This is a genomic window from Flavobacterium sp., from assembly GCF_044348915.1.
In the GTDB taxonomy this organism is placed as follows: domain Bacteria; phylum Bacteroidota; class Bacteroidia; order Flavobacteriales; family Flavobacteriaceae; genus Flavobacterium.
On sequence record NZ_JBIKRX010000007.1, the window covers coordinates 1 to 21,768 of the forward strand.

14 protein-coding genes and 1 tRNA gene are annotated in these 21,768 nt (G+C 36.3%); 4 read left to right on the forward strand and 11 right to left on the reverse strand.

Annotated features, from left to right (window positions below; all coding sequences use genetic code 11):
• The first annotated feature begins 32 nt into the window (after positions 1-32).
• Positions 33-950, forward strand: a complete 918-nt coding sequence (locus tag ACIQ1E_RS02240; protein ID WP_396168313.1) for a GYDIA family GHMP kinase — start codon at positions 33-35, stop codon at positions 948-950.
• A 445-nt stretch (positions 951-1,395) separates the two neighbouring features.
• Here ACIQ1E_RS02240 and ACIQ1E_RS02245 read toward each other — a convergent pair whose 3' ends face one another.
• The 6 genes from ACIQ1E_RS02245 to ACIQ1E_RS02270 form a co-directional block, all read right to left on the reverse strand.
• The gene (locus ACIQ1E_RS02245; protein ID WP_396168315.1) at positions 1,396-3,495 is read right to left on the reverse strand and encodes a peptidylprolyl isomerase; all 2,100 of its coding nucleotides are present in this window, start codon (positions 3,493-3,495) and stop codon (positions 1,396-1,398) included.
• Between the two features lie 109 nt (positions 3,496-3,604).
• Positions 3,605-4,864 carry a hemolysin family protein gene (locus tag ACIQ1E_RS02250; RefSeq protein WP_396168316.1) on the reverse strand — a complete coding sequence of 420 codons (1,260 nt, stop codon included), beginning with the start codon at positions 4,862-4,864 and terminating at the stop codon, positions 3,605-3,607.
• Positions 4,865-4,866: 2 nt separating this feature from the next.
• On the reverse strand, positions 4,867-5,061 hold the full coding sequence (locus tag ACIQ1E_RS02255; protein WP_396168318.1) for a hypothetical protein: 195 nt from the start codon (positions 5,059-5,061) through the stop codon (positions 4,867-4,869).
• A gap of 11 nt (positions 5,062-5,072) precedes the next feature.
• Complete coding sequence (gene lptC, locus ACIQ1E_RS02260; protein ID WP_396168320.1) at positions 5,073-5,627, reverse strand: LPS export ABC transporter periplasmic protein LptC; 555 nt, start codon at positions 5,625-5,627, stop codon at positions 5,073-5,075.
• 49 nt (positions 5,628-5,676) lie between these two features.
• Positions 5,677-6,927: a hypothetical protein gene (locus ACIQ1E_RS02265; RefSeq protein ID WP_396168322.1), complete on the reverse strand. Its 1,251-nt coding sequence runs from the start codon at positions 6,925-6,927 to the stop codon at positions 5,677-5,679.
• A complete protein-coding gene (locus tag ACIQ1E_RS02270; protein ID WP_396168324.1) occupies positions 6,920-7,654 on the reverse strand; it encodes a type III pantothenate kinase in 735 nt (244 codons plus the stop codon). The genes ACIQ1E_RS02265 and ACIQ1E_RS02270 overlap by 8 nt, the downstream gene beginning before the upstream one ends.
• Before the next feature lie 142 nt (positions 7,655-7,796).
• Here ACIQ1E_RS02270 and ACIQ1E_RS02275 point away from each other — a divergent pair.
• Positions 7,797-7,869: transfer RNA gene (locus tag ACIQ1E_RS02275), tRNA-Phe, on the forward strand.
• Positions 7,870-8,119: 250 nt separating this feature from the next.
• On the opposite strand, the gene ppdK is transcribed toward ACIQ1E_RS02275, so the two are convergent.
• The gene (gene ppdK, locus ACIQ1E_RS02280) at positions 8,120-10,876 is read right to left on the reverse strand and encodes a pyruvate, phosphate dikinase (RefSeq protein WP_396168326.1); all 2,757 of its coding nucleotides are present in this window, start codon (positions 10,874-10,876) and stop codon (positions 8,120-8,122) included.
• Between the two features lie 375 nt (positions 10,877-11,251).
• On the opposite strand from ppdK, the gene ACIQ1E_RS02285 reads away from it, so the two are divergent.
• Positions 11,252-11,812 (forward strand): acetate uptake transporter, encoded by a 561-nt coding sequence (locus ACIQ1E_RS02285; RefSeq protein WP_396168327.1) that lies wholly within the window; start codon positions 11,252-11,254, stop codon positions 11,810-11,812.
• Positions 11,813-11,933: 121 nt separating this feature from the next.
• The gene (gene acs / locus ACIQ1E_RS02290) at positions 11,934-13,841 is read left to right on the forward strand and encodes an acetate--CoA ligase (protein ID WP_396168329.1); all 1,908 of its coding nucleotides are present in this window, start codon (positions 11,934-11,936) and stop codon (positions 13,839-13,841) included.
• A 493-nt stretch (positions 13,842-14,334) separates the two neighbouring features.
• Here acs and ACIQ1E_RS02295 read toward each other — a convergent pair whose 3' ends face one another.
• The 4 genes from ACIQ1E_RS02295 to ACIQ1E_RS02310 all read right to left on the reverse strand — a co-directional run bounded on the left by ACIQ1E_RS02295 (position 14,335) and on the right by ACIQ1E_RS02310 (position 21,763).
• Entirely contained in the window at positions 14,335-15,858 is a 1,524-nt protein-coding gene (locus ACIQ1E_RS02295; protein ID WP_396168330.1) for a T9SS type A sorting domain-containing protein, read from the reverse strand.
• A gap of 227 nt (positions 15,859-16,085) precedes the next feature.
• The gene (locus ACIQ1E_RS02300) at positions 16,086-19,013 is read right to left on the reverse strand and encodes an alpha-amylase family glycosyl hydrolase (RefSeq protein ID WP_396168332.1); all 2,928 of its coding nucleotides are present in this window, start codon (positions 19,011-19,013) and stop codon (positions 16,086-16,088) included.
• 66 nt (positions 19,014-19,079) lie between these two features.
• On the reverse strand, positions 19,080-20,150 hold the full coding sequence (locus tag ACIQ1E_RS02305; RefSeq protein ID WP_396168333.1) for a SusE domain-containing protein: 1,071 nt from the start codon (positions 20,148-20,150) through the stop codon (positions 19,080-19,082).
• Between the two features lie 11 nt (positions 20,151-20,161).
• The gene (locus ACIQ1E_RS02310) at positions 20,162-21,763 is read right to left on the reverse strand and encodes a RagB/SusD family nutrient uptake outer membrane protein (protein ID WP_396168334.1); all 1,602 of its coding nucleotides are present in this window, start codon (positions 21,761-21,763) and stop codon (positions 20,162-20,164) included.
• Positions 21,764-21,768: the final 5 nt, after the last annotated feature.

Genomic DNA, 21,768 nt, shown 5'->3' on the forward strand with positions numbered 1-21,768 from the left:
GGTTTTGAACCCTGACAGGGGTTATTTATACAATGAAAAAAGAATTTTACAGCAACGGAAAACTATTAATTACAGGAGAATATTTGGTTCTTGACGGAGCCAAAGCATTGGCTTTGCCTACCAAATTTGGACAAAAATTAATTGTAGAACAAGGAACTGACCAAGAAATAAAATGGCGCAGTTTTGATGCAGACGGAAGCATCTGGTTGCAAGAAACATTGTCGTTTGAGGATGTTTTAAAAGAAAAGTCTCCAGTACAACCAGAATCTGTAAAAAACACTTTAATAGAAATACTGCGCCAAGGTTACTTATTAAATCCAAATTTTATTAATAAATCTCAAGGGTTTCAAATTCGAACTGAGCTCAGTTTTCCAAGAAATTGGGGTTTGGGCACCTCCTCTACTCTTATTAACAATATAGCTCAATGGCTAGAAGTTGACGCCTTTGTTTTGCTTAATAATAGTTTTGGCGGTAGCGGTTACGACATTGCCTGCGCGCAAAATGACTGCCCTATTTTGTATCATTTAGAGAATGGACAACCAGTAGTCGAAAAAGTAAAATTTGCTCCTGATTTCGCCGAAAATCTATATTTTGTTTATTTAGATAAAAAGCAAAGCAGCAAAGCTTCCATCGTTTCTTATTACAACAATAAAAACGAAGCACTAAACGAAGACATTATAGCAAACAACAAAATAACGGCAGCAGTTTTATCCGCAAAAACACTAGCAGAATTTGCTTTGGCATTGGAAAAACACGAGGCTGAAATGAGCATAATTCTCGAAATGCAAACTATAAAAGAATCAATATTTCCAGATTTTAATGGCATCATAAAAAGCCTTGGTGCTTGGGGAGGGGATTTTGTCTTGGCTATCTCTAAAGAAAATCCTACCGAATATTTTAGACAAAAGGGTTTTCATACCATAGTTCCTTATGCTGAAATGATACTGTAGGTTTATTGCCTTTTAGCTGAATCCGTTTGTTGAGATTCCTCTTTGGGTGCACAACAAATTGCATTATTAGGCTTAACTCTACTATTTACAGCTTTTGTTTAAAAGCATTTTTGTTAGTTGTGTTGTCATTCGAGGAATGACAAATGAAATAAATAGTAGAATTAAGCGCATTTTTAAAATCTTTTGCCTCAAGTCCCAACGGTTGAAACCGTCGGATATGGTTTTTAAAACCGTTTTTCTTCTTCAATATTGCCCTCGGTTTCAACCGGACTAGTAATGGATTTGAATAAAATTAGAATTATAGGCCTTTTTTTGATAAATGCAATTTGTCGTGCACCCTTCCCTCCTTTGTCGGAATGGCAAACTTGTAGACAGTACTATATACAACAAAAAATCCCGTTTAGTTAAGTCCTAAACGGGATTCTTTATTTATGAAAACCTCAGACTAGTAATTGAATTGTTTTCTGTTGTCTTTAATCTCTGCTTTATCTTTTAAGGCAGGCATCACTCTGTTGAAATCCCCAGCACTTTGTGCTTTCAATTTAGCAACATAAGCAGTATGATCTTTCAAAACTGGCGCTTTTACTGTGCTATTGTTTTTTACTACATACACTCCTGTATTTCCTTCGATTGGAGCAGAAAGTTTACCAGCGCTCAACGCAAATGCGTTACCAACTACTTTTGGTTCTTGACCAACACCTCCTGTTAGGACAGGGTTTTCCATAGTAACATCAATAGCTTGTTGCACGGCAGCACCTGAAGTTTTTGCAATTGCATCAAGAGAAGATCCAGTCATTTTTGCTTTGATTAATTCTGCTTTTTTCTTGTTTTTTAGAATTGGTTCCACATAAGAACGTACTAGGTCGATTGCCATTAATCCTTCTGGATTTGCTTTTTTAACTTTTGCAATTACGTTCCCAACATTGGCAACTTCAAATCTTTTTACCGCACCAACTTTAGTGTCGTCTTGGAATGACCATTGAATAATACTTCTTTGGTTACCCAATGGACCAAAAGATTCGTCCATAGCTTTTACAGTTACTGGAGGCGCAACGGTAAGCTTCATTGCTGCTGCAGTTTTTGCAAAATCTTTTTCGTTAGCATCCATTTCGAATTTAGTTGCTTGTTCAAAAATTTTGTTAGAAGTCACTTCTGAAGCTTCTATTTTCTGAGCTACAGTAGCAAGACGAATTCCGTCTTGCTTGTCAGTAACCTTGATAATATGGTATCCGAAATTAGTTTCTACCAATCCCACTTTTCCGATAGGACTTCCAAAAACAAAATCATTGAATGGTTTCACCATTTGATTAGGACCAAAGAATCCTAAATCTCCACCTTGTTGTGATGATGAATCATCCGATGCGGTAAAAGCTAACATCATAAAGCTATCTGGATTAGCATTTACTTGTGCTAAAACTTCTTCTGCTTTGGCTTTGGCTTGTTCTTTTGTTCTTTTCTCTTTTTGATTTGGAACTTGTGTTCCTTCGTAGCTAATCAAGATATGACTTGCTTTTGCATTTACGCCAACTTTTCTGCCCAATGATTTAGATAAACAATAGTATTTTCCGAACATATAAGGTCCGTAGATTTCTCCTGGAGCCAAGTTGTATAATTTATCCGCATCAACAGCCGGCAAATCTTTTTTCGCTACATAAGTTGAATCATAAGGAATATCTGAATTTGAGTTTACAAATTCAACTACGTTTGTTGCAGATCTGAATCCTGGCAAAGTATCATTTTTTCCAGTTTTAGTATTGTAAACAACACTTCCTGTCAACAATCCGTTGATTTTAGCTTTGATTTCCGCTTCATCTTCTGGCGAAGCTTTGTCTTCAATTAGAACGTATTCTATTTCTCGAGATTCGTCGGCTTTGTATTTTTTCTCGTTCTTTTTCATAAAAGCAACAATTTCATCATCAGAAACTTTTACATCGCTATCTTTTATGGTCGAATATAATCCGGCAACATAAGCGAAGTTCACTTTGTTGGCTTCCATTTCATATTTCAATTTTCCTTCACTTTCAGTAGTGTAAGAACCCGCTTTTATCATCGTAGCATACATTTGATATTTTGCGTTAAGCTCTGCATCTTTTTCTGCAGTCTTCAAATATTCAGCTATTTGTGGGTTTGATTTTATTGCTTCTTTGAATTTTCCTTCATCAAAAGCACCAACTTCGTTCAAAAACATTGGGTTTTTTCCAATATTTTGATCTGCTTTCAAAACTTCCATTATATGTTTTGCTCCAGCTCTTAAACCTAATTTTTCAAATTCAGTCATCAATAAAGCTATCGAAACTTCTTGGTCCCATACTCTGTTCGCTGCTGCGGTTGGTGTAACACCTTGTTGACTTTTTTCAACATTGCTAACTTTAATTCTAAAATCTTCGAATGGAATGTCTTTTCCGTTAACACTACCAACATCATTTGAACTTTTACCAAAGTTCCCTTTAGTAAAAACATCCCCTGCAATAAATGCAAATAAACAAAATCCAATAACTACTATTAATAATGCGGAACGTTGTCTAATTTTTTGTAAAACTGCCATTTTTATTTATATTAATTTTTATATTCAGTCTGCGAAAATACAATTATCTAATTAATAATTATAGTAGTCGCGCTATAATTTACAAGTTTTTTTGATTTATTAAATAAAATCAATCTTTTATTGTCATTTTAACCATTTCGATTTTCTTATTGGTGGCCTCTTCGATGATAAAATGGTAGTTCCCAATGGTAATTGCATCGCCTTTTTGAGGGATTTCTTTGGTGTAATCTACAATAAAACCACCCAATGTTCCATAAGAATCACTTTCTGGAATATCCAACTTATAAGTTTGGTTTAAATACTCAACATCCAATCGGGTAGAAAAAACAAAAACACCCTCCTCGACTTGCTTTTCGGTCAATTCCTCGTCTGAATCGTGCTCGTCTTCAATTTCTCCGAAAAGTTCTTCGACAATGTCTTCGATGGTAATAATTCCAGATGTTCCCCCGTATTCATCAAGGACAATGGCAACGCTTTTTCGTTTTTTGGTCAGCAAATTCATTGCATCTTTTATATAAATAGTTTCTGGAACAAATTCTACTGGAATAAGGATTGACTTGATGTTCTTCGGCTTTTTGAATAAATCAAAAGAATGTACATAACCCACAATGTCATCAAGTGAGTTTTGAAAAATTAGAATTTTAGAATAGCCCGTTTCAATGAACAAATCTCTCAATTCAGTAATAGAATCGAATATATCTACAGCAACTAGTTCAGTTCTAGGAGTCATTATATCTCTGGCTTTCACACCTGAAAAGTCTAAAGCATTTTGAAAAATTTGAATCTCAGAATCCATCTCGTCGTTGTTTTCGACAGTACTCATTTGTTCGGTGATATAGTTCCCAAGTTCGGCTTTGCTAAAATACAATGGCACTTGATCCCCTTCGGTTTTGAAGAATTTCATCAAAACAAAATTGGAAACCCAAATGAAAAAAGAGGAAATAAAATAAAACAAGAAGTAAAAAAAGTAGGCTGGAAGCGCAAAAAACTTAAGCAGCGAATTGGCATAAATCTGAAAAAAGACTTTAGGCAAAAACTCCGCTGTAACCAAAACGATAATGGTTGAGACGATGGTTTGAACAAGAAGATTCAAAAAATCAGACAAATGCACTCCTAGATTTTCTATCCAACGCATTATTAAATCGCCCATAAAGAAACCGTAAACTACTAATGCAATATTGTTTCCAATAAGCATTGTGGCGATAAACTTTGATGGTTTTTCGGTAAGTTTAGTTAGGATAGTAGAAATGAAATTGTCCTGTTTTTTTTCTATTTCGAGATAAATTTTATTCGAAGAGATGAAGGCAATTTCCATTCCTGAGAAAAATGCACATAGTATTAGACATAAAATGATAATACTAATTTCCATAATTAGGAATTAGTGTTTCTGTCTTCGAACTTTTTGGCAAACTTTCTTCTGAAGAAAAACATAAAAATAGACAGCGCTGTAATTCCTAAAAATAAATAGGCCTGGTCTCTTTCTTTGTCCCAAATTTCAGCAGCTCTAACAGCAAAAATGATTGCAGCAACAAGATAAATGTATTGGGTAAATTTTAAATATTTCATATTGTATTTTTTTATTCGTCTGATTCGATCTCTCCGGCAATTTTCTGCGAATTAATCACCTTAAAATCTTTACTAAAATCAATTCCTTGACCGATGGATGAACCTTTCGTGTCCGTAAATTTAAATTTATTTTCGGTAAAAAACCATTCGTTTTTTTGATCAAAAAACAATTGATCTGTTTCAAGAATTTGCCCGTCTTGCGAACTTATTTTTACATTGCCTTTCAAATCGATAATATTGGTCAATTTGTAGGAGGTCGCATAATCGGCAAGGATGATAGTTCTTTTGTTGTTTTTGTCATACAAGGTAACATCAATCCCTTTTGGAAAATCAGTAAAAGGAAAATCGACACTGGCAAACTCCCTCATTTTTGGACTCACCAAAATAGCTGTGATTCGGCCCGAATCGGTGTATTTCAAATTAATTTTTTCTGCTTCACCGCTTGGGACAAATTCTGAAAAATTACTTTTTTGAACTTCTTTAAAATTACTTTCACATCCAACTAAAAGCATCACAGCAAAAACAGTGGCAAACACAAGGATGGGAAATTTTTTTAGTAAAGTCATTGGCTGAACTTAACAGAATTCTCTATAATTATTTTTTAAGCAGAATCGATTAACGGTATTTGCTTTTTACAAACCATTTATCATTAAGCGAAAATCCTAAGTTGACAACAATATAATTTTCTTGAACCAAATTGTTCGAGGTTGTTCCTTTCTTTCCGAATTGTAAGCCTAAATTCAAATTGGTCAAAGAACCTGTGATAGGCAATCCAACTCCAAGTGTCATCCCGAGATCATTTATAGAAGTAGAGTTAACCACTAGACCGGTTTTTTCGTAAACAAATCCAGCTCTATAGGTAATCCTTTTTGCATAACTGAAAAATGGATTTACAGTAGGTGTATAATAACCTCCAAAACCATATCGTTGGTATTTTTCATAAGTTACATTGTCTAAAGTATTGTACGTATTGTATAATTTCCCCACATCTTGAACAGCAAAATCAGCTCCAAAAACCCATTTCTTAGCATCTCCAATTCCCACACCAAGAGCCCATTTTTGAGGCAAATTCAAATCTTTTTTTGTCACAACAGGATCGTATGAATCAACTGGCGAGTAATCGAAACTAGAATTAATTGTAACCGTACCGATTGTTCTTTCGTTATTAGACACCAAAATGCTTTTTGGAGTGTAATACAAACTACTGAAAAGTGTTAGTTTATCCTTCAGTTTTTGTTGGTACATCAAACCAAGGTTTAAATTCAACCCTGATAAGGTTGTGACATTCAATTCGCGAGATCCTATAGGAAGCTGCGGAACAAACTCTACACTATTGGTATTTATTTTTCCAAAATTATAATAGGCAGAGGCACCAATACTCAAATTAGGTAAGATTCTATATCCTCCACCTAAAAAAACTCTGTTCATACCTCCCCAACCGTTGAAACGTTTGCTGTTTTGCGAACCGTCTTCGTAGATGTTTTCAATATTATACCCAACAGAAGAATAAGGTATTAAACCAAAACCTGCACCAAATTTCCCCAGTGGAACCGCTAATGCAATATAATCTAGGGTAGTTCTTCGAGTTACAGCATCGGATGTACCCGACTTTTGTTTTTTGTAATCCGTACTTACTCCTATCGTAAAATTGGTCCATTTAAGATTTGCAAATCCAGCTGGATTCTGAAAATTGATTCGGGTACTATCTGGAATCATTGATATTCCACCCATTGAGCGACTTTCTACATTCCCATTAAATTTAGCCTCTCCAATTCCATAAAATGAATATGGTGACGAGGTTCCCGATTGAGAAAAAGAAATTAATGACAACAATAAACAAGAGCTTATTAAAAAATTTTTAATCATTTTTGATTTTATATTGAAATGTTTGATTCAAACTTTCGAGTAGGAAATTTGAATTGGCAAATATGGTATTTTTTAATCGTTTAGCCAAAAAAACTGCATCGCCACCCGTTAAAATTATTATAATTTTTGAATATTGACCTTTTATTTCATTTATGTATCCGTCAATTTCAAATGCCAACCCATTTACGACACCTGAATGTATAGATTCTGATGTAGATTTTCCAATAAAATGCGTTGGATTTTCTAGAGTTAACAACGGTAATTTCGCTGTAAAATTATGTAGTGATTCGTAACGCATGCGCAATCCTGGGGCAATTGCACCGCCAAGATAATTGTCGTTTTCATCGATAAAGTCAAAAGTAATACTAGTCCCAGCATCAATCACCAATCTATTTTGTTTTGGATGCTGAAGTGTTGCTCCTGCAGCGAGCACCATTCGGTCTATACCTAAGGTTTGTGGAGTTTCATAACAATTGACAAATGGAAATGCATCGGAATGGGAAACAAAATGAACATTCAAAGTAGTATTGAGGCGAATAAAAGCTTCTTTTTCGACATCAGAAACGGACGCAACGACTAAATCAGAAGTATTTTTATACTTTTCTAAAATATTTTTAATACTTTTTTCAAGCTCCGTTTTTAGAAAAACAAAATTCTCTAAAAGGGTATTATCCTCAAATACAGCGGCTTTAATTCTGGTATTCCCAACATCTATCGCTAGAATCATAATCTAATTTTAAAGTCGCAAAGGTACGAATAGATTTTTTTTAATAATTGTTTTGTATAAATTAAAAATCATTCTATATTTGCACCCGCAAACAAGTTCAGCGAACTCCAATTCAAATAAGAGTAAAGTGAGCTATTAGCAAGGTACCTTAGCTCAGATGGTAGAGCAATGGACTGAAAATCCATGTGTCCCTGGTTCGATCCCTGGAGGTACCACGAAACCCACTCAAACGAGTGGGTTTTTTGTTTTTTGTTTGTACGGTTATTGTAATGTCTTCTGTATTTTGAAAGTGGATAATTTTGGATTGTAATCGCAAAAAAACCGTATAATTTTAGATTTAACTCTAAAAAAATACAGTTTTTAAGTAAATTAATGCCTGCGCTAAAATAATTCTTTCCGATTTAAATAAAAAAAAACGACATCCGTTTCTGGATGCCGTTTTTCATTATAAAATTCAGGTTATACTTATTTTTCTCTTGGAAATAGTAAAGCTGCTTGAGCCGCTGCTAATCTTGCAATTGGCACACGGAAAGGAGAACAACTTACATAGTTCATTCCGATTTTGTGACAGAAAACAACACTTTCAGGGTCTCCACCGTGTTCACCACAAATACCAACTTTTAGGTTTGGTTTGGTTTGACGGCCTCTTTCTACTCCAATTTTTATCAACTCCCCTACACCTTCTTGGTCGATGGTTTGGAAAGGATCGTCTGGAAGAATTCCAAGGTCAAGATATTTAGGAAGGAATCCACCGATATCATCACGACTGAATCCAAAACTCATTTGGGTTAAGTCATTGGTTCCAAAGCTGAAGAAATCAGCTTCTTCTGCCATGCTGTTTGCTTTTAAGGCAGCACGAGGAATTTCAATCATTGTTCCATACAAATAAGGGATTTTTTTAACTCCTAATTTTTCACAAGTTTCTTTGTAAACAGCGTCTACAATTTCTCTTTGATTTTTCAACTCATTTTTAGAACAAGTCACAGGAACCATAATTTCTGGCATTGCTTTTTTGCCTTCTTGAACCAACTCAGCCGATGCTTCAAAAATGGCTCTAATTTGCATTTCGGTGATTTCAGGGTAACTAACTCCTAAACGAACACCTCTATGGCCTAGCATTGGGTTGTTTTCGTGTAAGGCTAGAACTCTTCTGTTCAAAACGCTCATACTAATTCCTAATTCTTTGCTCAACTGAACTAATTTTTCTTTATCGTGAGGAACAAATTCGTGCAATGGTGGATCCAATAAACGAATAGTCACTGGGAAACCACTCATTACGCCCAAAGTTCTTTTGATATCTTTTTTAACATATACAAACAAACCGTTTAGCGCTTCTCTTCTTTCTTTTTCGGTTTTGCTCACAATCATTTTGCGTAACAAAAATAATGGTTGGTCGCTTCCTTCACCATAAAACATATGTTCTGTACGGAAAAGTCCAATTCCTTCAGCTCCAAATCTAGCGCCTTGTTCGGCATCACCAGGAGTTTCAGCATTGGTACGAACACCAATTACTTTGGTTTTATCTACCAGTTTCATCAAGTTTTTGTACGATTGGTTTTTATCTAAATCCACATCCACCAATTCCATACTTCCTAGGTAAACCAATCCTTTTGTTCCGTCAAGACTTAACCAGTCTCCTTCTTTGATGAAAGTACCGTCATTGGCTTTAAATGATTTAGTTTCGCTATTGATTTGGATATCATTACATCCTACGATACAACATTTCCCCCATCCTCTAGCTACTAAAGCAGCGTGTGATGTCATACCTCCTTTGGTAGTAAGAATAGCTTGTGATTTGTGCATACCATCAACATCTTCTGGAGAAGTTTCTTCTCTCACTAAGATTACTTTCTCGCCACGGCTTGCCCATTCTACAGCATCGTTTGATGAGAAAACTACTCGTCCTATAGCTCCACCAGGTCCAGCAGGCAATCCTTTGGCAACTGGTTTGGTGATTTTTTGAATAACAGGATTCAACATTGGTAATAACAATTCTACTAATTGGTTTGGTCCTACACGCATTACTGCAGTATTAGCATCAATTAATTTTGAATTGTACATATCGCTAGCAATTTTCACTGCAGCAAGACCATTACGTTTTCCGATACGGCATTGCAACATATAAAGAGTTCCTTTCTCGATAGTAAACTCGATATCTTGCATGTCTTTATAGTGATTTTCTAATCTGTTTTGTATTTCGTGCAATTGTTTGTAAGCTGCTGGCATCACTTCTTCAAGAGTTGGCAATTGCTTACTTTGATCGTTTTTAGATTTTTCATTTACTGGAGCCGGAGTTCTGATACCCGCAACTACATCTTCTCCCTGAGCATTTATTAAATATTCACCGTAAAAATAATTTTCTCCATTACCAGGATTTCTTGTAAAGGCAACACCAGTCGCACTAGAATCTCCCATATTTCCGAAAACCATAGCTTGCACATTTACTGCAGTTCCCCATTGGTGAGGAATGTTTTCGATACGACGGTACTCGATGGCTCTTTTTCCCATCCAGCTACTGAAAACACCGCCAATACTTCCCCATAACTGTTCTTTTGGATCTTCTGGGAATGGTTTTCCAAGCACTTTGATAATTGTAGCCTTAAATTCTACTACCAAAGCTTTTAATTCGGCAACTGTTAAATCAGTATCAAATTGATATCCTTTTTTATGTTTTACTTTTTCAAGTTTTTCGTCTAATACTTTACGGATTCCTTTCCCGTCTTTTGGCTCAATTCCGGCAGCTTTTTCCATTACCACATCAGCATACATCATAATCAAACGACGGTAAGCATCATAGGCAAAACGAGCGTCACCTGATTGTTTGATAACTCCTTCGATAGTTTGTTCGTTAAGTCCAATATTCAAAACGGTATCCATCATTCCAGGCATCGATTTTCTTGCACCAGAACGTACAGACAACAATAATGGATTCTCTACGTCACCAAATTTTTTACCCATTATTTTTTCAACAGCGGCTAAAGCAGCATCTGCTTGCCCTTGTAATTCAGCAGGATAATTCTTTTTGTTATCGTAAAAAGCAGTACATACTTCAGTTGTTAGGGTATATCCCGGAGGAACAGGCAACATAAGGTTCGGATGTCCGGCCATTTCGGCAAGATTCGCTCCTTTTCCTCCCAATAAATTCTTCATTGATTCATTTCCATCTGCTTTACCGCCGCCAAAGGAATAGACATACTTTGTGGCTTTTTTCTCTTTTGTCATTTTATTAATTTTTACTTGTTTTATATTATTTTTCTATATTTTTCCCAAAGGTAGAAGCATTCCTACTAATAAAAAATGATAATTGTCATATTTAAAAATGTGTTAAAATTTAATTTATTTGTAGGATTATAAAATCAAAAAACCTCCTTTTTTTTATCTGTTTCATTTACAAGGCTAGGTCAAAATCTATATTATTTCAGTATCCGTTTCCAATAATCGTGACGAACGACTTGATTTGAAAGAGGAAATTGAAAAAATTTATTAAAAAATCGAAGAGGTTGTATATATTTGTGAATTCAATATAAATTGGCTAATTTTTTTTCAGTTAAAATTTCAAAAACCAATTGTAAAACCTTTTAATTTCCAGCTAAACTTATGGAACAAATTATCAAAGACAGCACAGCCAATCCAGCACCATTAGGCCTTTTTGGCTTCGGAATGACCACAATTCTTTTAAACATTCACAATGCAGGCTTCTTCGAGCTTAATTCTATGATTATGGGAATGGGCATCTTTTTTGGAGGCATACAACAAGTTATTGCTGGGGTTATGGAATGGAAAAAAGGAAATGGTTTTGGCATGTCTGCGTTTACTTCCTACGGCTTCTTTTGGTTATCGCTTGTAGCCATTTGGATTCTTCCATCTATGGGAGTTACAAAACCTGATGGCGCTTCTATGGGTTGCTATTTGGGACTTTGGGGATTATTTACTTTGGCATTCTTTATTGGGACATTGAACGGAAACACTATTGGGAAACTTATTTTTGGTTCACTAGTTATTTTATTTACACTCCTCTCTGCAGCAAGTTTCACAGGAAGCGAATCCATACATACTATTGCAGGTTATGAGGGCATCCTTTGTGGATTTTTCGCATTTTATGAAGGAGCTACCATTGTAATCAATGAGAAAATCGGCAGAAAAGTATTGCCTCTATAACAATGAACACAATCTATTGTTAAAACAATAGCTTAACTGATAATTCCTTTGAAATAAATTTTAAATTTGTTTCTCTAGCAAAGAAAAAACGATATCATTCACACTTATAAACACTTTTACAATGAGTTATTACAAAATTGAAAATTTAGAACAATACTTCAAACATTACAATAAATCTGTTCGCGAACCCAGAAAATTTTGGAGTAAGATTGCTTCTGAAAACTTTACTTGGTACCAAGAGTCTGAAAAAATAGTCGAGTTTGATATGGCAGAAGCCAAGATAAAATGGTTTGTTGACGCCAAAGTAAACATTGTAAAAAACTGTTTGGACAGACATCTTTCGAAGCGTGGCGAAAAAACAGCTATCATTTTCGAACCCAACAATCCAAACGATGCTGCGGAACACATTACGTATAACGATTTGTATGTAAGAGTGGCCAAAATGGCCAATGTGCTTCGTGATCAAGGCATTCAAAAAGGAGATCGAGTTTGTATTTATTTGCCTATGATTCCTGAGATTGCGGTTTCAGTTTTGGCTTGTGCTCGAATTGGCGCTATTCATTCTGTAGTTTTTGCAGGTTTTTCTGCTTCGGCTGTGGCGGCAAGAATTAATGACAGTGAATGTAAAATGGTGATCACTTCGGATGGTGGATTTAGAGGTGAAAAAACAATCGATTTAAAAGGAATCATCGACGATGCACTTACCAATTGTAAGTCTGTCGAAACTGTTTTGGTTGTCAAAAGAACTAATACTTCCGTTAGCATGAAACCCGGTCGTGATCAATGGTTGCAACCACTTCTAGATACTGCTTCAGATAACAATATTGCTGAAATTATGGACGCCGAAGATCCTTTATTTATACTTTACACTTCTGGTTCTACCGGGAAACCAAAAGGAATGGTTCACACCACAGCGGGTTATATGGTTTACACTGCCTATTCGTTCAAAAACGTTTTTAATTACGAAGAAAATGATGTTTTTTGGTGTACTGCCGATATTGGCTGGATTACTGGACATTCCTATATTTTATACGGTCCATTATTAAACGGCGCTACAACAGTGATGTTCGAAGGAATTCCAACTTATCCTGATTTTAGTCGCTTTTGGGAAATTATCGAAAAACACAAAGTAACCCAATTTTATACTGCGCCAACGGCAATTCGTTCTTTGGCAAAAGAGAATTTAGAATACGTTCAAAAATATCCGCTAAAATCTCTAAAAGTGATTGGTTCAGTTGGCGAACCGATCAACGAGGAAGCTTGGCACTGGTACAATGACCACGTGGGAGGCAAACGTTGTCCGCTGGTGGATACTTGGTGGCAAACCGAAACAGGAGGTATTTTGATATCGGCACTTGCTTTTATTACACCAACAAAACCAACCTACGCTTCTTTGCCATTACCTGGAATTCAAGTGGTGTTAATGGACGAAAAACGCAACGAAATCGAAGACAATCAAGTTCCCGGAAGTCTGTGTATCAAATTCCCTTGGCCGGGAATAGCGAGAACCATTTGGGGCGATCATCAACGGTATAAAGAAACCTATTTTAGTGCATTCCCAGGCAAATATTTTACAGGAGACGGTGCTTTGCGTGATGAAGTAGGTTATTATAGAATTACCGGTCGTGTGGACGATATTATCATTGTTTCAGGCCACAACTTAGGAACAGCTCCTATCGAAGATGCCATAAACGAACACCCAGCAGTTGCTGAAAGTGCTGTAGTAGGTTTTCCTCACGATGTCAAAGGAAACGCATTGTATGGCTTTGTAATCCTGAAAGAATCTGGAGAATATAGAGACCGTGCCAACTTGACTAAGGAAATCAACCAACATATTGCCGATCACATTGGACCAATTGCCAAATTAGACAAAATACAGTTTGTTTCTGGCTTGCCAAAAACCCGTTCTGGTAAAATTATGCGTCGCATTCTTCGCAAAATAGCCGAAGGGGATTTCTCTAATTTTGGAGACACGACCACTTTATTGAATCCAGAAATTGTGGATGAAATTAAGGACGGGAAATTATAATCTGTTTATTTTAAATAAAAAAAGGCTGTCCGTAACGACAGCCTTTTTGCTTTTACACCAATTCGATTTATACATTAGTCGAATTCTAAGTCCGTGCACACAATGTGATTAAGTTAAGAAAAAACCTCCCTTTTGTCATTCCGACGAAGGAGGAATCGCATTAGTTGCTCCTCATTATAAGATTCTTCCTGCGTCAGAATGACAAAACAACAAGAATTGTATCGAGGACCATATGGTCCAAATTGCTTCTCGATACAATCCCGCCCAAAAGCGGGATCACTCGAAGGGACGTTGATTGTTATACCGATTAGCAATATATAAGAGTCCAATAAATTGTACTCAATATATTGTCTATCGGCATAAACCATTGTAAAATTTTTAAATGGATTAGACCATTTTAAAATTACAATTGGTATTATTTGAATCCTAATTACAAAAAAAATCCCTTACTACAAATTGCAGTAAGGGATTTTAGTATTAACTTAATTTTTGTTTATTCTTTCACTAATTTAAGTGTAGATTCACCGCTGGCAGTAGCCACTTTGGCAAAATAAACACCTCTTGAAAGTTCAGAAGCATTAACATTCACTTCTTTCTCAGCGCCAAATTTAGTATAAACCGCTTTTCCTAATACATCAAATACTTGTACAGAAGTAATGTCTTCGTTTCCTGAAGTAATAGTCCAGTTACCTCTGGTTGGATTAGGATAGGCTTTGAAACTTGCAGCATCAAATTTAGTAACCGCTAATGCAGTTCCAAAATCATAAGCTCCAGTTAAAATATTATATTTCAAGTTATAAGTTCCAGCTTGAGTTGGGATATCATTACCTGTTTTTGGTCCTGCTGGCCACAAATCACCTCCTGTGTTTACAGCCCAACCATTGTTCATACGGAATTTTGCAGCTCCAGCTGTAACAACTAGACCATTTCTTGTATAGTTTACACCATCAACAGTTGATAACACATTTGCATCTACTTGAGGATCACTAGGCCATCCGCCAACTCCAGATCCTACTATTGCAACAGTATTAAGAGTAAAAGCATAAGCTCCAGTTGTTTTATTAAATGTAGCATCATAATTACCGACAGTCGCAGGAATATCAGAACCTGCAGTTGTTCCTGAAGGCCAAGTCGCTCCACCCCAGTTGTTAGACCAACTATTGTCTTGACGGAATTTAATTGGACCTGTTGTTAAAGGGATATTTTTTATAGTATAGGTAATACCGTCTGTTGTAGTCATTGCATTTGCATCTACTTGAGGGTCGCTTGGCCATCCCTGTTGAGTTCCCGCTCCAATAATTGCAATTTTAGGAAAAGTTGCTACAGCAAAAGTGTAAGCGTAAGTAGATAATTTAAAAGTAACATCGTAATCAATTCCGGTGGTCAATACAGGAATTGTTTGTGTAGGACTTAAAGCAGAACCAGTAGGGAAAGCAGTACTACCACCTAAAACACCGTCTACTTCAAATTGACATTGTGCATTAGTAAGTTTAGCCAATTTGATTACATAGTTTTCACCATCTTTTGTTGTCATTGTAATAGGAGTTCCTGTTACACCTGTTCCAACAAGTTTAACCACCGCATTAGGAGTACCTGGAGTGAATTCCCAAGATTGAGTAGATAAAGTAAATTTAACATTCCAAACGCCACCTGGACATTGAATGTTTGGTCCAAAAGGTACTGGAGCAGTATTTGTTCCTGTAGGCCATCCTGTTTGTGTTGACAAAACTGGACCCCAACCAGCAGGGTTTCCAGGACAACCATCCCAACAACCATTTTGACGGAATTTTATTTCACCAGCCGAAAATTGCACGTCTAATTTTGTATAAACATTACCATCTGTAGAAGACAAGAATGTGTCTGTAGCCCAATCTCCACCAGGTGTTCCAGGACCAATAAGAGAAATACAGTTTTGCCCTGCTGGAGTTGTAGCAGGACAAGTTGGCGTCGTTTGCGCTTTACTGCCCATGCTAAACAAAAACACAGCAATAAAGAAAGAAAATAATTTTGTTTTCATAATTAATATTATTTTTAGATTAATATCCTATAAAAGTATAAAAAACAGTCGAATAAAAAATGAATCCTTCAAAAAAAAAATCAACTACCACGTTTTCGTGTTGATAAGATTTTATTATTTTTAATATATGTTATGTTTGTTAATACAACCTATTGAAATAGTCAAAAAAAAACAGCAAAAAAAAGGCTGCCTTTTCGGGTCAGCCTTTGTAATCAAAGAGAAGAAAACTACTGTTTTAGTAACTTCATCACTTTTAACTCGTTGTTTTCATTTAATGCTTTTACGAGGTAGATTCCTTGGTTCAAATCACTAATTGAAAATTGATAATCAGCAGTAGTATTGGCACTATACCTTTTTACCAATTGTCCGGTGGTGGAATAAATTTCTACTTTCGAAGCTGCTACATTCAGTGTAAAATAATCGGACGCTGGATTAGGATATAAATAAACTTCACCATTTAGCTCGAAAGCCTCTGTGCCTAAAGTAGAAGGTTTATTGCCATAAATTCTAAACCCACCCGCTTCGATAGCAATAGTTGCTGTTGTACTAGTTACATCAATAGTGGAATTGTCCATCAAGTTGTACCAAGTTCCCGTATATGGAAAATCAGGAACAACGTTTTGCGAATTGACATCAAAATTAGTTAGAACTACTACATTTTTCAATTGAGTCGAAGGCAAGGTATTGTCCCAAAGGAATAATCTTGGCGTAATCGTATTTCCTGATTGAATATCAAAACCGCTACTGCCTGGCACTATATTAACATTGAAAATAGGCTCAGTAGTTTTCAAGGAAATCATTTTTGCCCAATCGAAATAGATTTTGTTTCTGTTCGGGTCTCCTAACCAATTGTTCACCCATTGTGGTTGTGGTTTTTTATCTAGTTTGCAATCTCCATCAGGTCCGTTTCCGTCAGTATCAACATCTACAACTCCATTATTACAAGTGAAAATAGATTTTTCCCAACCTAAAGCTCCAAAATGCCAAATCATTGTCGGCCCTGGAACCAACAAAGACACTGCTCCAATGGCAGACATTCTTGACAAAGCAGTATTTAAAGTTTTTACATTATGAGCGGGGTTCGAAGAGTTTCCAAAGGTTACATTTTTGTACATCAAGCGTTCCTCATCATGACTTTCGGGATACCCGATTAGTCTTTTTCCTGTAAAACCGTGAGCGTCATAACCCATTCTTTCGATATTATTTTTTGAGTTGTTGTAACCCATCGATAACTCATTGTAAGGCTCGGTCATTTTTCCCCACATCATTACACCTTTACTAGGCGATTCGCCAATTCTATAATTAGCCCATTGTTGCTCTTCGAAGTCACTACCCAAATGTTCAAAAATAACATAATGCGTAGGATCTAAACTCCAAGAATAATCGGCATATTCTTTAAGCACATCTACTCTGTCTTGTTGGTACGAGTTGGTGCAATTGTCTTGCCCTCCAGCAACATTTGAAGGACAATTTTGGGTAAATCCTTTGGTCAAATCCCAACGGAAACCATCAATTTTGTACTCTTCAATCCAATGTTTTACCACTCTTTTTACAAAGGTTTTAGTTCTGGATTGCTGATGATTAAAATCATTTCCAACATTATAACTGTGCATTGGAGCAGTATTAAAATAAGGACTGTCCGCCGCCGGACCACCCCAGCCATCGCCATCAGGGTCGTTCATCCACATTCTATCCATTGGGTTTCTGCCAAAAGCATGATTCAAAGCGACATCTAGAATTACTGCAATTCCGTTTTGATGACACAAATCAATGAATTGTTTAAACTTATCACTCGTTCCATAGGCTTTATCTAAAGCCATGTGAAAAGAAGTATTGTAACCCCAACTTTCGTTGCCTTCAAATTCCATTACTGGCATTAGTTGAATAGCATTGACTTTCAAATTTTTGAAATAATCAATACGATCAATCAGATTCTGATAGCTTCTGTTGGCATCAAAATCGCGAACTAAAACTTCATACACCACCAGTTTATCTTTATCTGGTTTTACAAAATTAGTTGTAGCCGTGCTCCAAGCATAAGGAGTTTGCCCGGTTTTTAATACCGTAACTTCTCGCTCTTGACCTACTGGATAAGGAGGTAGATTTGGATAATTTCCTGCTGGAATCCAAGGATCTTCGTCTTTATTCAAAACCAAAGTAGAATAAGGGTCGGCTGTTTTGACCAAAACAGGAGAACCTGAAGTTGGAGTTTCATCGATTACCCAATATTGATAGGTGTAATTGGTGCCTGAAACCAAACCGGTAAGCTCTAACCAAAATTTGGTTGAACCTGCAGTATCGTCTTTTTTCATAGCATAAGTTGTCCCCGGTTGCCAATTATTAAAACTTCCTGCCACATAAACAAAATCTTTGCCTGGGGCATCTAAAACCAAGGTTGCTTTGCTCGCATCGCCCACATTATAATTGATTCCTTCGACTAAACCTGCTGGCAAAGTTGCAGAAACAACTCCTGGGTTGACAATGGCCGAAAACTTTTTGGTTATGGTTGTTGTACCTTGAGTTACTTCTAATTCATAATTTTGATTTGCGATTATACCTGTATGATTGAACACATAGCTAGATGTGCTCGGATTTGTATTGATAGGAACACCATTCGATTTCAGATTATAACTTGCATTTCCTGCAGTATTAGTTGCTGCAATAGCCAGACTCCCCCCTGATGTAAGAATTGTAGAGCTGTTTTGTAGTGGTGAAGTCAATGTTACTTGAAAATTACCTACTTCAACCAAAATGTCTTGTGATTTTTTGTCACCTGTTCCGTTCTTTGCTTTGATTAAAAACCCAATTCTTCCAAGGCCAGTAGTATTGTAATACGTAGCAGGGGTAATCGTTTTTGAATAGGTGTCAGATCCCGCATCATAGTTGAATTTACTTGCTTCATCAGATGCTGCCCAAGTTCCGTTTAGTGGGGTCCCTTTTGGGGTTGTATCATTTAAGTCAAAAGCCCAAGCCCACATATACAACGCATTTCCGACCACACCCCAAGTAGATTCGTTTATACTATTCCCATTGATTGTGATAGTAATTGCGTCCGTTTCCTCAAAAGTCGCAGGACTTACGCTATAAGTAACCGTTTGTTGTTGAGCATAACCTAAAGAGGTTATAAGTAAAAATAATAAAACAATCTTTTTCATAATAAATGTCTTTAATGATAAAAAGGGCTGTCCTAAAACAGCCCTTTAAAAAAAGTTAGAATACTACTATTGAATAGCCAAAGTATAAGTATAAGCTCTTGGTGTACTCAAATCCAAAGTAACTTTATAATTTGTCAGCGTGGTTCCTGGCAATTCTATATCAAATCCGTTGTAACTCATTTTGGTTCCAGCATAGTCAACTCCTGTTTTGCTAGCATCAAAATTTCCAAGAATAGAAGTTGCAGCAGAGTTTCTAAACTTAAATGCTCTACCACCGCTTAATCCGATTGTAATTTCCCATTTTTTAGTTGCAGGATTGTAAGTCATCGGCTTGTTAAGACCAGTTGGCCTAGGAGTGGCAAGTCCAAATATTCCCCAACTACTTGCAGTTACAGAATAAGTTGTTGGCGTTGAACCAATATTTGCTTTTATGTAATAATAACCCGCTGTTGCGATATTAATATCGGTGCCATTCAGCACAAGACCTCCACTACCATTGTTTCCGTAGTAAGGGTTTGTACTAGCATATTTGTTTTGCACTGAGGTATAAAACCTATAATTACCTGCTTCTAACCAGCCATATCCTTCACAATCTGTAGTAAACAAGCTGGATGAAATCAACTTAGGAGCGTTTGCTGGGTTATCCCCCACTTTTGTTAATGCAAAAGAAGACTGTGTAAAAGGAGTAATTTTTGTAGTAAACACATTGGAATATTGATTGAAAGGATGAGACCCTAGACCAAGCGTTGCTTTAATTCTAATATCTATATCTGAAGCGACATCAGGTAAGAAACCATTATTGACTAATATTGGGTTCAAATACCCTTCAGTCCAAGTATAAGTAGTATTCGTAGAACTAGGACTAGCGGCAATCGGATTTGCAAAATTAGTACCTGCTTTTGCAATTTCAATTACATAAGACGAAGGAATGGTTTCGATACCGTTGTCAGCTACAGTCCAAGTAAAAGTGGCTACGTTATTGTCCCCATTCAATGGAGATAAAACATAAGGTCCGCTAGGTACTATAGGACTAAGGGTAAACCCATTAGCCGTAGCAACCGGATGCGTATCTGTCTCACAAGATCCTAATGCAATCAGGAATATAGCGAAAATTGTTGTTTTTATAATATTTTTCATTGTTTATCTTTTTAATACCCAGGGTTTTGAGTTAAGTTTGGATTTGTATTTATTTCAGATTGTGGAACTGGAAATAATTTGTATTTATCATCTATACTAGTTCCTGTTTGAACGTTTCCTTTCCATTCCCAATTATAAGAACTTCCAGCATATTTACCGAAACGAATTAAATCTTGTCTTCTATGTCCTTCCCAATACAATTCTCTAGCTCTTTCATTCAAAACAAATTGAGAGGTAATATCTGTTGTGGTAACTTGCCCTGCATTGGCACGTACTCTCAATACATTTACATAGTCTCTAGCCGTAGTAGTCGATGCACCAGCAACACCTTTTGCAGCTAATTCAGCATACATTAAGTAAACATCGGCTAACCTAAACATCGGGAAATCAGTATCAGGATGTGTCTGATTGCTAGCTGTCGCACCTGTAGAGGTAATATTAGTCCATTTTCTAATTTTTAATCCTCCTGTTTTGAAAAAGTCGGAAGCAGTAGGAATACTCAATGCTGTCCCTTGTCCAGAATTAAAAATAGCTCTTTTATCTGCTGCTCCTGTCAAATCAGGAAAAATTGCTGCAAATTCTTTTCTTCCTACTAATCCAAACCAACCACCATCGATTCCTAATTCACCATTCCAGTCTCCGCAAGGAGCGTGAACTAAATAAGTTGTTCCCCCCCAAGATTTTGTTTTAAGACCGTCAAATAAAACTGGGAAGATCATTTCGTTCTGAACCGCTGCTCTGTCGTTATCTGCCATAAACAAATTACTGTAAGGAACTGTTGCAATCTTATATGGAGAAGCGATGATCTCATTAATCACTGCTAATGCCTCTACATCTCTATTTACATTGGTGTACACTAATGAATTCTGATACAATTTAGCCAAAAGCATTTTTGCTCCAATTTTGTCTATTCTACCGTACTCATTTGTTCTAGCCGCTTTCAAATCAGCATCTATGGCTTTCAATTCTTTTACTAAGAAATCAAAAACAAAAACTCGGTCTTTTTCTTGTGGTTTTACCCCAACTTTATCATCCTCGGTAGCGAAAGGCACTTTTCCAAACAAATCGATCCCGTGATAGTACGACAAAGCTCTTAAAAATCGTACCTCAGCTCTAAAGGCTTTTACATCCGCTTTTATTTCAGGTGTTTCACCTCTTGAAGCTAATTTATCGTCTGTCGTTTCACGCAAAAACTCATTTGCTAATGAAACTTGAAAAAAAGCTCTTGAATAAAAAGCCCTTACGAATCGGTTGTCTTTTGTCCATGTGTGCGTATTCAATTCAGGCAACGTTGGATCTCCCCAGGCTACCATTGCTTCATCTGTTGGCAATTCTTGAAGTTGCCAGTAGCCTCTTAAATATTGACCAAATCCCTCATCAATATTTTGAATATCTGGATTTCCTGCTGGTCCTGCTTGACCTGTTACTGCCAAACCTGCGTATATCTTTGCCATAAATTGCTTATATGAACTTGGATCAGCATAAAATTTCTCAGATGTAAATTCATCATCGTCTTTAGGGAATACGTTCATATCGTCTGTACAAGCCGTAAACAAGGCTATCATCCCAATAAAGGCGAAAAACTTAATTTTTATTGATTCTATATTTTTCATGATGT

What these genes read in the sequence shown, in the direction of transcription:
- ACIQ1E_RS02240 (WP_396168313.1), top strand. Translation starts at nt 33, where the DNA reads ATGAAAAAAGAATTTTACAGCAACGGAAAACTATTAATTACAGGAGAA.
- ACIQ1E_RS02245 (WP_396168315.1), bottom strand. Translation starts at nt 3,495, where the DNA reads ATGGCAGTTTTACAAAAAATTAGACAACGTTCCGCATTATTAATAGTA.
- ACIQ1E_RS02250 (WP_396168316.1), bottom strand. Translation starts at nt 4,864, where the DNA reads ATGGAAATTAGTATTATCATTTTATGTCTAATACTATGTGCATTTTTC.
- ACIQ1E_RS02255 (WP_396168318.1), bottom strand. Translation starts at nt 5,061, where the DNA reads ATGAAATATTTAAAATTTACCCAATACATTTATCTTGTTGCTGCAATC.
- lptC (WP_396168320.1), bottom strand. Translation starts at nt 5,627, where the DNA reads ATGACTTTACTAAAAAAATTTCCCATCCTTGTGTTTGCCACTGTTTTT.
- ACIQ1E_RS02265 (WP_396168322.1), bottom strand. Translation starts at nt 6,927, where the DNA reads ATGATTAAAAATTTTTTAATAAGCTCTTGTTTATTGTTGTCATTAATT.
- ACIQ1E_RS02270 (WP_396168324.1), bottom strand. Translation starts at nt 7,654, where the DNA reads ATGATTCTAGCGATAGATGTTGGGAATACCAGAATTAAAGCCGCTGTA.
- ppdK (WP_396168326.1), bottom strand. Translation starts at nt 10,876, where the DNA reads ATGACAAAAGAGAAAAAAGCCACAAAGTATGTCTATTCCTTTGGCGGC.
- ACIQ1E_RS02285 (WP_396168327.1), top strand. Translation starts at nt 11,252, where the DNA reads ATGGAACAAATTATCAAAGACAGCACAGCCAATCCAGCACCATTAGGC.
- acs (WP_396168329.1), top strand. Translation starts at nt 11,934, where the DNA reads ATGAGTTATTACAAAATTGAAAATTTAGAACAATACTTCAAACATTAC.
- ACIQ1E_RS02295 (WP_396168330.1), bottom strand. Translation starts at nt 15,858, where the DNA reads ATGAAAACAAAATTATTTTCTTTCTTTATTGCTGTGTTTTTGTTTAGC.
- ACIQ1E_RS02300 (WP_396168332.1), bottom strand. Translation starts at nt 19,013, where the DNA reads ATGAAAAAGATTGTTTTATTATTTTTACTTATAACCTCTTTAGGTTAT.
- ACIQ1E_RS02305 (WP_396168333.1), bottom strand. Translation starts at nt 20,150, where the DNA reads ATGAAAAATATTATAAAAACAACAATTTTCGCTATATTCCTGATTGCA.
- ACIQ1E_RS02310 (WP_396168334.1), bottom strand. Translation starts at nt 21,763, where the DNA reads ATGAAAAATATAGAATCAATAAAAATTAAGTTTTTCGCCTTTATTGGG.